This is a genomic window from Paenibacillus silvae (assembly GCF_014639235.1).
In the GTDB taxonomy this organism is placed as follows: domain Bacteria; phylum Bacillota; class Bacilli; order Paenibacillales; family Paenibacillaceae; genus Paenibacillus; species Paenibacillus silvae.
In genome coordinates, this window is sequence record NZ_BMFU01000001.1 from 129159 (window position 1) to 141578 (window position 12420).

12 protein-coding genes are annotated in these 12420 nt (G+C 43.6%); 1 reads left to right on the plus strand and 11 read right to left on the minus strand.

Annotated elements, in window-relative coordinates; translation table 11 throughout:
* Nucleotides 1–199 precede the first annotated feature (199 nt).
* The 4 genes from fabD to IEW26_RS00560 all read right to left on the minus strand — a co-directional run bounded on the left by fabD (nt 200) and on the right by IEW26_RS00560 (nt 3482).
* The gene (fabD, locus tag IEW26_RS00545; RefSeq protein WP_188590966.1) at nt 200–1405 is read right to left on the minus strand and encodes an ACP S-malonyltransferase; all 1206 of its coding nucleotides are present in this window, start codon (nt 1403–1405) and stop codon (nt 200–202) included.
* Between the two features lie 172 nt (nt 1406–1577).
* Complete coding sequence (locus IEW26_RS00550) at nt 1578–2432, minus strand: Cof-type HAD-IIB family hydrolase (protein WP_188590967.1); 855 nt, start codon at nt 2430–2432, stop codon at nt 1578–1580.
* A gap of 52 nt (nt 2433–2484) precedes the next feature.
* On the minus strand, nt 2485–2943 hold the full coding sequence (locus IEW26_RS00555) for an SMI1/KNR4 family protein (protein WP_188590968.1): 459 nt from the start codon (nt 2941–2943) through the stop codon (nt 2485–2487).
* Nucleotides 2944–2960: 17 nt separating this feature from the next.
* Nucleotides 2961–3482, minus strand: coding sequence for a GNAT family N-acetyltransferase (locus tag IEW26_RS00560; protein ID WP_188590969.1), 522 nt, complete (start codon nt 3480–3482; stop codon nt 2961–2963).
* A 138-nt stretch (nt 3483–3620) separates the two neighbouring features.
* Here IEW26_RS00560 and IEW26_RS00565 point away from each other — a divergent pair, with 138 nt between their 5' ends.
* Nucleotides 3621–4781, plus strand: coding sequence for a S8 family peptidase (locus tag IEW26_RS00565; RefSeq protein ID WP_188590970.1), 1161 nt, complete (start codon nt 3621–3623; stop codon nt 4779–4781).
* A 124-nt stretch (nt 4782–4905) separates the two neighbouring features.
* On the opposite strand, the gene IEW26_RS00570 is transcribed toward IEW26_RS00565, so the two are convergent.
* The 7 genes from IEW26_RS00570 to IEW26_RS00595 all read right to left on the minus strand — a co-directional run bounded on the left by IEW26_RS00570 (nt 4906) and on the right by IEW26_RS00595 (nt 12350).
* Nucleotides 4906–5304 carry a RidA family protein gene (locus IEW26_RS00570; RefSeq protein ID WP_188590971.1) on the minus strand — a complete coding sequence of 133 codons (399 nt, stop codon included), beginning with the start codon at nt 5302–5304 and terminating at the stop codon, nt 4906–4908.
* Between the two features lie 325 nt (nt 5305–5629).
* Nucleotides 5630–7072 (minus strand): 6-phospho-beta-glucosidase, encoded by a 1443-nt coding sequence (locus tag IEW26_RS00575; protein WP_188590972.1) that lies wholly within the window; start codon nt 7070–7072, stop codon nt 5630–5632.
* Between the two features lie 74 nt (nt 7073–7146).
* Nucleotides 7147–9060 (minus strand): beta-glucoside-specific PTS transporter subunit IIABC, encoded by a 1914-nt coding sequence (locus tag IEW26_RS00580; RefSeq protein WP_188590973.1) that lies wholly within the window; start codon nt 9058–9060, stop codon nt 7147–7149.
* Between the two features lie 342 nt (nt 9061–9402).
* Complete coding sequence (gene licT / locus IEW26_RS00585) at nt 9403–10242, minus strand: BglG family transcription antiterminator LicT (RefSeq protein WP_111269183.1); 840 nt, start codon at nt 10240–10242, stop codon at nt 9403–9405.
* Between the two features lie 250 nt (nt 10243–10492).
* On the minus strand, nt 10493–10798 hold the full coding sequence (locus IEW26_RS00590) for a hypothetical protein (protein ID WP_188590974.1): 306 nt from the start codon (nt 10796–10798) through the stop codon (nt 10493–10495).
* 40 nt (nt 10799–10838) lie between these two features.
* Nucleotides 10839–11024 carry a hypothetical protein gene (locus tag IEW26_RS30160; protein ID WP_229729595.1) on the minus strand — a complete coding sequence of 62 codons (186 nt, stop codon included), beginning with the start codon at nt 11022–11024 and terminating at the stop codon, nt 10839–10841.
* Between the two features lie 237 nt (nt 11025–11261).
* A complete protein-coding gene (locus IEW26_RS00595; protein WP_188590975.1) occupies nt 11262–12350 on the minus strand; it encodes an acyltransferase in 1089 nt (362 codons plus the stop codon).
* Nucleotides 12351–12420 lie beyond the last annotated feature (70 nt).

Below are 12420 nucleotides of genomic sequence, written 5' to 3' on the forward strand. Positions count from 1 at the left end.
CCATAGAAATATATGGCTTTTCAAGAAGATTATTGTTACTATATGGTAAAAAATGTTCTTTATTGGGAGTCTGGTTTTACATTCACATGACATATATTCACCTTCACCTTTTTGATAGCTCAGAATTGGATTACACGCCAAACAGGCTGTCAAAGTATGCGACAGCCTGGAATATAATATGAAGAGTACATAAATCCTGCTAGATCGTATTCATTATTGCATTTCTGTGCTTGGGATGCTGTTTCGCTGCAAGAATGGAATGACACAGTTCAATTGAAACATAGATATCTTTTTCGCCAAGATCACGGCTATCATCGTCTAATCGCTCTTTCAACTGCTGTAATTCAGAAAACAAAGGCTTTACGGTATTGTTGTATGCTGTTGAATCTTGACTATAATTCCGTGAGGTAAGAGCCATGGTCATCAGTCGCGGCAACTGCTTTTTAAGTACTGATAAACGTTTATTTTTTCTTAACTCTGAATCGGAAAGTATGGTTAGATCAGAAGGTTGACCTAAGGAATAAGGCACAATATCTTTCGTTATTCTATTCATGAGACTCCCCAATACCTGTTTGGAACCCAGTTCAATGACCTCTGTAACCCCCTGCTCCATTAAATAGTGCATAGATTCTAACCATCTTACCGGCTCAGTCATCTGCCTGTTTAAGTAATCCACAACAGGGTGATCCGACTGGTATGGCTTCGCTGTTACATTTGAAATAATGGGACATTCGGCAGGATGATATGGATATTGACTCAATTGTGCTTTGAATTGTTCTGCGGCACTTTGCATCATGGGAGAATGATATGGACCGGATACCTTCAGGTAAGCATGCTTTATCCCCATACATTCACTTCTTTTTAACACCTTCTGTATGGCTTGGCGATGGCCCGAAATAACAAACTGCTGATCCGTGTTTATACAAGCAACACAGACAGGATGTTCACTTGTAGAGACTTCTTCGCATATTTCCTGCAGCGTACGGATCGGAAGGTTTGAAATGGCTGCCATAGTCCCTTGCTGGTATGGATCTGCATTGTGCATCAGGATGCCTCGTTGTCTTACAAGACGAACCGCATCACGAAAAGATAAAACGCCTGCGCAAACAAGTGCCGAATATTCTCCCAGGCTATGCCCGGCCATGTAAGCAGGCTTTGTCCCGATCTCCTGCATATACACCTGAAACGCAATAACACTCACCGTTAAGAGTGCTGGTTGAGCGTTCATTGTTAATGTCAAATCATCTATGTTTCCTTCAAAGCACAGCTTTTTTAAATCAAAAGAAATCGCGTCACCAGCTTCTTCAAATAAACGCTTGGCTACATCAAAATGATTCCAGAAGTCTCTTCCCATTCCGATGATCTGAGAGCCCTGTCCAGGAAACAAAAGAGCAACATTACTCATGCGGGGTCCTCCATGTATTCAATTTAGTTATTCTCCAAGCTAAAAATACCAATAAATACCTTGTTTTCAAAATTCATATTAAACTTTCATGGTAAGATATGCAATACACATAGACATAAAAAAATAGACATCTCCAAAGCGGAGATGCCTGTTTCTTCTTGATCTGGCCAAGTCAGATCAAGCCATGCTTTACAAAGCTATGACACAATCCGTCTTCTTCCACAGAGGCTGTGACGTCGTCAGCGATGGCTTTCAGACCCGGTTTGGCGTTGCCCATTGCAATACCTACCGCACAGAATTCCAGCATCTCGGCATCATTCATGCCATCACCAATCGCCAGTGTATCTTCCCGCGACATGCCCAGATGCTCCAGCAGGTCGGCAATCGCAATGGCTTTGTGAATACCCGGGATCATCAGCTCCCCGCTGCCCTCGCCAAAGACAGGTACCGTACACTGAATGACTTCAAACTTGCCCTCAAACTCCTGCTTGATCCGCTCAAACGGAATGATAGGACTTTCCAGAAAACAAACCTTGTTAACATCATCCTTATACAGATCGGCTTCACCATATGTTAACCCGGCAATGAACGGATGTGGTTTCGTTTCTTTTTTCTCCCGTGCGACCGGATCATTCTCGACATCACCATAGATTCGGCGCTCCAGATGAGCTTGAAGATTACTGCTGGCATAGAGAGCCGAGTTGGATTCAAGATAGAAATCAATGCCGTGTTCATTGAAGAAGTCGACCATATGCCGCACATCTTCAGCGGTTACTTTTTTGTGATATAAAACGTCAGAGCCGTACTCTACATATCCTCCGCCTGCCCCGATTAATCCATCAAAACCAATCTCCCAGATTGAATCATAGATTTCGGCTTTGGAGCGCCCCGTACACAAATACAACAGGTGTCCATTCTTGCGCGCTTGTTTACACGCTTCTTGTGCAGACACAGGAATGCTGCCGTCATCATCAACCAAAGTTCCATCAATATCAATAAATACGATTTTTCGTGTTATGCTGTTCATCTTTCTTTTCCCCCAATTGCATTCTCTGTCTTAAACTGTTCGATTCACTTTACTACGCGTTCCGTGGTGTTCGTTGATCAATCAACTTTTCTAGAAATTCGGCAAAAGAATCCGCATACACTTCAGGCTCTCCATTAAAATAATCCAGACGCATCACCTTAAATTCCCCACGTTCATCCGTTGTACGGGTATCAAAATAGTAATATTCATCCTCATCCGGGATAAACAGTTCCAGTTTTCCTTCCTGCTTTGTCTGTTCATCTGCAAGTCGATAGATATATAGAATGTCCGTATCCGTGTACTCTCTGTGCTCTGATGAAGTAATGGTTAGAATTGCTGTCCCGCTTAACAGCGCTTGCCCATAATTCAGAAGCCACCATCGGTAGGAAGGAGGTAATGAAAAACCAAGTTCCTGTTCAACTTCAACGATCCAGCTTTCCTGAACCTGATGGTTTGGAAACCATTTTAGCGCCTTTGTGTGGGCCAGTTTCTCAATCAGACTTGTGTACATTCATACATCTCTCCGATCTAAAAATTGATGGGTTTATCCATATGCACGATTTGCCATTCATTTTTTTCTTCTGCAATTAACGCAAATCCTTGACGTTCCCAGAAATCCACAGCTCCAGGCAGAAAACGATGGGTATGCAGATATAACGTTGTATATCGCATTCTGGTTACAATTTGTTGCAATTCTTGTACTAACAGTGAACCGATGCCATGCCTGCGGTAGGCAGGATCAACATAACATTTTACAATTTCAGCTGCGGCAGGAGCCGGGTAACGGCCTTCAATAGCCTGAATTCGTCCGTCATATGGCGTAATGCCGATGGAACCGACAATGCCTGTTTCGCCCAACCGGGCAACAAGAAAAATGGAATCGTTACGATCCAGATAATGTTCTGTAAACTGTTGAAAATCTTTAGGTAATACGCTCGGATCTATCATGGGAAAAACCTCACCGCGTACACGCATGGCAAATTCGATCGCCTCCTCAATCTCGTGGGACTGGACAGGCTTTACTACAGGTTTCATGTGAACTTCTGACAAAAAGTCACTTCCTTTCATAAATAAAACTATCAATCAGTCTATACTCCCGACCATTTTGAGAGAAGGCCCGCGCATTCTGATAGACTCCGCATACGATAAGGCGTATCAGCAACCAATTCAGAAAGGGGTAAACCAACCATGTGGTTATCGCTTGGCATCACAGCAGTTATCCTTTTGATCTCCATCTGGTTCACCCTTCGATATGCAGATCAGAAGGCTGCAAGTAAGTTCCATCCTCATGCTCCTCACCAGCTGCTGCTCAAGTTCAAGGAAGGTACAACCGCCGATCAGATGCACACCCTTCATCGGAAGAACAAATGCAAAGTGGCCGAAACCTATGAGGATCTGGGGTGGTACCGAATCGAATCTCGCAAAAAAATGCATCGCATGCTCAAACTATACAAGGATCATGATCTCATTGAACATGCGCATCCCAACTATCTCGTTGAAGCTTCATTTATACCCAACGACCCATTCTTCCCTTACCAGTACAATCTGACCAAAATTAATGCCCCTGCTGCATGGGATATTAACCAGAGCAACAACTCAATTAAAATTGCGATCATTGACACAGGTGTGCAATTGAATCATCCCGAACTTGCGGCCAAGCTGCTGCCCGGTTATGACTACGTCGATTATGACAATATTCCCGAGGACGGAAACGGCCATGGCACACATGTCGCTGGCATCGCTGCTTCCATAACCAACAATGGCGTTGGCATCGCGGGTACAGCACCGCTTGCTTCCATCATGCCGATTCGAGTGCTGGATAACAACGGCCAAGGAACTATTGGCAACGTGGGCAACGGGCTTGTGTTTGCAGCCAACAATGGAGTTCAAGTCGTGAATCTCAGCCTGGGCGGACCAATGGGAGATGCGTTCCTTCAAGCTGCTGTTCAGTATGCATGGGAGCGCGGAGCCGTGATTATTGCGGCAGCAGGCAATGATAACACTTCTTACCCCATCGTTCCTGCTTCATACCCTAACGTCATTGCGGTTGCCTCCACCAATTCGTATGATCTTAAATCCAACTTTTCCAATTATGGCTCCTGGGTCGATATGGCTGCACCGGGCGATGCGATCCTCTCCACGTATCTGGGCAGCTCATATGCCTATCTTAGTGGAACCTCCATGGCAGCTCCGCAAGTTGCGGGCGCAGCAGCACTGCTCGCCGCGAGGGGCAAAAACAATGCCCAGATTCGAGATGCGTTATGCTTCGCCTCCGATCCGATCTCGGGTTCCGGCATCTATTGGACTTATGGAAGACTCAATGCATATCAGAGTTTGCAGGTACCCTGAGCTCCATCCGCTCAAGCAGATGAACGAATGGTGTCACTCTGGCAGCAGTACACAAATAAATGAAAAACCATGGAGCTTCTATTCAATAGACGCTCCATAGTTCTATTAGATAACTTTTTTTGTTTTACGGTTTTGCTGCCCAAATTTCAATTTCAATCTTAATGTCGGGCAGGCCTAACTCAGTAATATAAGCGATGGTCATCGCGGGATAATCATATTGAAATAGTTGATCCCACTCGGCGTACAGGTAATCCCAATCAATCTTTTCGGTTGCCCATACGTTTACTTTGATAATATGCTCAGCATGCAATCCCTCAGATTGCAGTACGGTTTTAATATTGTTAAATGTATTGGTGACTTGTTCATTGAGTGTATCTGGAAATTGCCCATTCACATCCACTCCAACTTGCCCTGATGTCACGAACAACTCTGCATTTCTTGGAATCCTTGTGATATGCGTGTAATTCCCTACAGGTGCCGGCATATTGGATGGATTTTTTCTAATGATTTTTTCATTGGTCATATGGATTACCTCATCATTCCTAAGATTTTTCTACGGTTTTCTTCATGTTCATATGCATTTGGGCAGACTTCTCCCGTAATCATGAATTCTAGAAAAATACCGCAGTGGAGTATCCATATCCGGAAGAGATAAACGCAAGTGATTTTTTCTTCATGACAGGTTACTCCCTCCTTCTTAGTTGACAAGATTTTCTACATTAATAAATTATATAAAATACTCTATCACAGGTCAAACTTGTGGCTTACCAAACAAAGAACATCCCGTCATAACGAGAATGTTCTTTGTTCTTTGTTCTTTGTTCTTTGTTCAGGAGTAAACGTCCTAATTAGAAATATTGCGCGCCATTGCTTGCGATAACTTCTTTGTACCAATGGAAGCTTTTCTTTCTCACACGCCGAAGCGTTCCGCTGCCATCATTATTTCTGTCTACATAGATGTAGCCATAACGTTTTTTCATCTCTCCCGTGCCTGCGCTAACCAGATCAATTGGTCCCCAGCTGGTGTATCCGATCAGTTCTACACCGTCCTGAATCGCCTCGGCCATCTCGGCAAAGTGGCTGTTCAGATAGGCAATGCGATAGTCATCTTCAACCGTATCATCGTCCAGCAATACATCGGTTGCACCAAGACCATTTTCTACTATAAACAGCGGTTTGCCATATCGGTCATGCAGCTGGTTGCATGTGATACGAAGCCCTTTGGGATCTATGGTCCAGCCCCATTCCGATGCTTCAAGATACGGATTCTTCACTGAACCAAACACATTACCCTCTGTAGAGTTCTTCAGTACTTCAGGATCAGCACTTGTGCAGCGGCTTGCGTAGTAGCTGAAACCGATATAATCGACCGTATGCTGCTTCAAAATATCGGCATCTTCCGGCTGCAAATCAATGCGGATGTTAATTTCTCTAAAAAACCGCTTTGTGTATCCCGGGTACTCCCCTTTGGACTGTACGTCGATGAAAAAGAAGGATTCGCGATCCTTGTCCATCGCTTTCCACACATCTTCCGGATGTGAGCTATACGGATAGACCATACCCGCTGCCAGCATACATCCAATCTGTGCACCTGGAATAATCTCATGGCAAGCTTTAACCGCCAGCGCGCTTGCGATCAACTCGTGGTGAGCCGCCTGGTACAAAACCTGCTCCTTGTTCTCGCCTTCCTGAAGCACGATTCCTGCGCCGATATAAGGCAGATGCAGCAGCATATTAATCTCGTTAAATGTCATCCAGTATTTCACTTTGTCTTTGTAGCGATTAAACAGTGTTTTAGCATAGGTTTCAAAAAAGCTGACCATCTTGCGGTTTTTCCATCCGCCATAATTTTTCACCAGACTTACAGGTACATCAAAGTGGCAGATCGTTACGACGGGTTCAATGTTATGCTTCAGCAGCTCGTCAAAAACGTCATCATAGAACTGAAGTCCCGCTTCATTCGGCTCGGCATCATCGCCATTCGGAAAAATCCGTGCCCAGGCTACCGAAAGCCTGAGGCACTTGAATCCCATTTCAGCAAATAACGCAATATCTTCCTTATACCGATGATAAAAATCAATTGCTTCATGTGAAGGATAAAACTCTCCTTCTTTGGGTTCAAATGAATCCAGGTTGCCAAGTGCAATCGGAAAACGATTCGCGCCAATCGGAATCAGGTCAACCGTTGTTAACCCTTTTCCTCCTTCAAGATAAGCACCCTCCAATTGATTGGCGGCCGTTGCTCCTCCCCAGAGAAAATTCTCCGGGAAGGCCTTTAGTTGTTCTAGCATTGAGGTATACCTCCTATATTCGCCATAGGTGACTTTACGATCGGATTCGTCAGCTCAGATAAGAGCCTTTTCGATTAGCTCAGTACAGTCAGCAGCTTATCCTGCTCGTTCACACTTGCCGTTTTGGTAGCGACAACATCCAGATAATTAGGAGTATTGGCAACGATAATTGGTGTAATTGTCTCATAACCTGCATCTTTGATCGCTTGAAGGTCAAACTCCATAATCAGATCACCTGCATTGACACGGTCACCATCCTTCACATGTGCAGTGAAATGCTGGCCTTTCAATTGAACTGTATCCTGACCGATATGAATCAGCATCTCAACACCATCATCCGATACAAGACCGATTGCATGTTTCGTACGATACACCGTTTGCACAACACCTGTGATCGGAGATACAACTCTGCCGCTGACAGGACGAATGGCGATGCCTTTACCCATATGCTCTCCTGCAAATGTAACGTCATTAATTTCTTTCAGTTCAACCACTTCACCCGCCATTGGGCTTACAATTTCAAAACGGTTGTTTGGATTCGGATCAAGAACAGGTGCCGGGGCTGGTGCCGCTTCTACCTTGTCTTGGAATCCAACAATATAAGTCAGGATAAAACCAAGAATGAAACCTACACCACATGCAACGAGTGCCATATAAAACCCGGAATCTACACCTGTTGCTTTATTAATAAAGCTCGGGAAACCGAACACACCAAGTCCGCCAAAGATATACAGCTTCGAGCCAGCTAATCCCAAGATTCCCCCACCGATACCAGCAGCAATACAGCTCATGATAAACGGTTTTTTCAGAGGAAGAGTCAAACCATAGATGGCTGGTTCAGTTACACCAAAGATACCGGAAATGAAAGCAGGGATACCTAAAGATTTCAATTTCGTATTTCTTGTTTTTAACATGACGGCCAGTACAGCACCCGTTTGTGCAAAAGAGGCGGCGAATGACATGGCGATTACTGGATCAGCTCCAGTTGTGCTCAGGTTCAGAAGCATTACCGGCACGAGTCCCCAGTGAAGGCCGAAAAGAACGAATACTTGCCACAGCCCACCGATGAGCAAACCAGTAATTACCGGGCTTAATTCATAAACTCCTGTCGCGCCTGCACCAATCAATTGACCTGCCCAAGTAGATACTGGACCAATCAGGATGAATGTAGCCGGAACGATAACGAGCAATGTAAAGAATGGAACCAGGAACGTGCTTACAACTTTAGGAATTACATTTTTAAAGAATCTTTCAATTTTAACCGCAAAGAATGTCGCGATAATAATCGGAATAACTGAAGTTGAATACGTCATTAGAATTACAGGGATACCCAGGAACGTTATATGAATAGGTGATTCAAACAATGTACCTGCGAACAGCGTATACAGCGGATCTCCTGCGGACAACCCTGACAGCGTAGGATATACAAGAGAAGCACCTATCGCCATCCCCAGAAACGGTGAACCGCCGAATTTCTTGATAGCCGTATAGCCAAGGAAAATCGGGAAGAAGTAGAACAGACAGTCACCTGTAGCATTCAACAGATGATAAGTTCCCGATGTATCTGTTATCCATCCAAAGGATACAAACATGGCTGTGAAACCTTTGATCATCCCTGTTGCTGCCAGCAATCCCAGCAAAGGCGTAAATACACCCGAGATCATATCAATAAATCGACTGAACAATCCCACTTTTTTACCCGAATGATCCGCTGATTCCTCAACCTGTCCTTCCGTCGGGAAATTACCTGCTTTAACCACTGCTTTATATACATCAGGCACTTCATTGCCGATCACGACCTGATATTGCCCGCCACTCTGCATTACCGTAATGACTCCCGGCAGATTTTTAAGTTCTTCCGTTTTGGCTACGCTTTCATCTTTCAGTTTAAACCGCAGTCTTGTCACACAATGAAAGACACTGTTTACATTTTTCGGGCCACCGACCCGTGACAGAATGTCTTTTGCCAATTGATCGTAGTTGCTCATTGTCATTCTTCCTCTCTAAGTAGACTCCCCATGTCTGTGAAACAAAGAAAACCTGAACCACTGAACAATCACAACGTACCGGAAATCCGGAAATCAGTCATGTTATTCAGCAATTCAGGTTTTGCCCTTAACGGTTGCAACCCTGTAAGGCTGTACACATTGGTATTCAATTAAGATGATTGGCAAGCACTGGGATCAACCCTAGGGCCTTACAGCCGGAATTGCCTGATTGAACAGTTACAATCCGATTGATCATGTATGCGCTTACTTCTTGGGATCATCATAGTACATCTGGACTACAATTGCAAGCACTTTTTTTAATTGATAAGTTAACCCGCATGATTATTCAGAAGTCGCATTGACTACTCTCTCGATATGAATGGTTAAATACATCATCTCTTCGTCAGTCAGTTGATAGGTGTAGTTACTTTCAATGAATTTTTTAATTTTTTCAGAGCACTTATGTGCGTCCGGATACTTTTTCTGAATCATCTGAAACAATTCCTCGTCGTTGTTGCTCTTGTAGTGCTTGCCCTTTACCAGCCGCTGGGCGAAAAACTTCAGGTGAGTCACAAAACGAGTGTAGTTCAGCGCATTTTCATCAAAGTCCATTTTGAAGTGATATTTGATGATGGTCAGAATCTCCTGCATCACCTGTGTCATGTTGCGAATGTTAGGCATCTCTTCGTTCAGTGCAGCATTGACAAAATGCAGCGCCATAAAGCCGGCCTCATCCTCGGGCAAAAGCACTCCAAATTGATCACAGATCATATTTAACGCCTCAAGTCCTACTTCGTACTCGTCCTTGTACAGCTGCTTGGTCTCCCATAACAAGCCATTGCGAATCGGAAGGTTGTTGCGGTAGCGCTCAATAGCAAAATGAATATGATCTGTCAGATGCAGATAGATGCTGTCATTTAACTTTTTACCCAGCTTTAGCTTGGCATAGGCTATGATCTCTTCAGACACTTTCATGTACTCAAGCGGTATACTCGCGATTAATGCCTTGAAGTTTTCCTGAATATCTTCATTCTGTAAAGTAAACACCTTGTCAACATGCTGGTCAGAGATTATATCGCCCGCCCTTTTCTGAAAAGCGATCCCCCGCCCAATAACAATAACTTCCTGTTCATCTTTGATGGCTACTACCGCATTATTGTTTAACACCTTCTCGATCTTCACTTCATCACTCCAATATACAGAAAAAGGCAAACCATACCTGCGCCTTGAGGTTTCTGGACATGCCCTAATCTCGTCAATGTGAACTATATGTGGGTTCATGGTATTACATTTTACTGTTTAATGCAACACCAAAACAATTGCTGCCTTGGGTGAATTGGACAAACTGCCATCCAGATAAAAAAGTACTTCCAAGGCAAGGGATGGATACTTATAATTTTATCCAAAACTGGTTGTAATCATTGAAAATAGGTTATGTTTTTTTGTTTTTATTCTCCCGCTCAAGTTCGAGCTCAATTTGTCGATTGATAATATCCATTCTTTCCGACGGAATCCGATCTGAATTTTTATAAACCTGATCCATCTCATACTCCTCCAGCTCTTCCTTGTTCATTAATTTCAGATGGTTTTTGATGGCCTGAATATCCTCACGAATATATGACGTTTGACGATAGTGATCAATGACCACTGCAAAGATGATGCCCCCAACGATCATTGGACCATAGGGAAACAAAAAACATAACACAACACCAACCAAAAAAAGCATAAAAAAGTACATGGTTTTCCTCCTCTTGGATGATCTGACGAGATGTAATAAACTACAAATCAAAATACTCCTGGATCAATCTTGCCGCTTGCTCAGGACTTTTATTTGTATTATTTATCCTTAGATAAAGCTCATGTGTAATCTCACCAGGATTGGAATTTAATCGGTAATACTTCATGGAATTCAACAAATCCTGCTCAGACCATGCCAGGTCACCTTTAGCAACAGCCTGAAACATTTCCTCCCTAGATAATTCGACCAGACGTTCCCCTCAGTTTCAACATGTTTCCCCCTCGCCAGATGTCTTTATGCGCTCGGTAGTACCGCGTGTTCATCCATAAATTCTATTTAATGGACATTTATTCATCATACCTGTTATCCCGCAAATAAAAAAGAGATTTCAAATTCTCCGTTAGAAGAGCTTAAAATCTCTTTATACTTATTAACCTATTTCCCTTGCTGAATCAGACTTGATCTAACGGCCGATGAGCACCCAGCCCCACTTTAATCGGCGCAAACCTACGGCACATAACCAGGAGAGAAGCAGTGCGGCGATGTAAGATAATACAATACCCAAACTGAAATGACGGGCAAGATCATCCGTAAGCTCACGTCTCCAGAACAGCAGGATTAAAGGATGAATTAAAAAAATGCCAAAAGCTACAGTTCCCAGAGAATCCATTAAACGAGCCGCCCTGTGTTCCTTCCGCCGTTTTCTTGTTCCCACTCGTTCGCTTACAATTAACAAGAGCAAACAAGCAGATAGTGTAAATGCATTGCGGATGATGAACAGGATCGTAAAGGTTAAAATCGGCCACTCCATCAAAGCTGTTTTGATGGTGTCGGTGGCATACATCGATACTGATCCTGCCCCCAAAAGCGCACCCAATAATAGATAACGGAAACGATTCATTTGTTTCATCATGGAATCAAAGTTCAGTCCAATCCATGCCCCAAAGCCAATGACAACCAAATAACTTGGCAGCATGCTGCCAGTTCGCTCAAAATGAAATTGTAAATGCAATGCGTAGAACAGCGCTTGCCCTGCAATAAAATACAGCGGCAGATATCGCTTAAACCAAGGTTTTTTCGTCAGGGCAAGTATCCAGGGAAATACGATATAAAACTGAAGGATAATTAGAAAAAAGTACAAATGCGTATGAGCTGTGCCCAGCATCAACTGCTTCACAAGCTGCATACTGTCTTCGATCGGCTCCTTGCCTGCCAGCCACTTTTTAATGACAAAATAAATCAAGGACCACGCAACGTAAGGAATGAATATGTAGAACATGCGCTTTTTATAAAAAGAACGCACCCAGCCCTTTTCATTCAGCTTCGCATTGTAGTTGTAAAACAACACCAGAGAAGACAAAAATAAAAAGGCTGGCACTGCAAATTGCAAAAACGTATTCCAGAAGTAAAACAGATCATGATCAAACGTATTCTTTGGATAATGCGCAACAGCTGTTGATGTCGCATGAATTGCCACAACTGCCATAATCGCGATTGCACGGTAGAGATCCAGATACTCTATGCGCCGGGGCCGATCAACCGGTTGACTCATACATATAACCTCACTTGTGACTGATAGTAGAAAGATAGTTTCCGGCTGCAATCCAGATTCCAAATCTTAT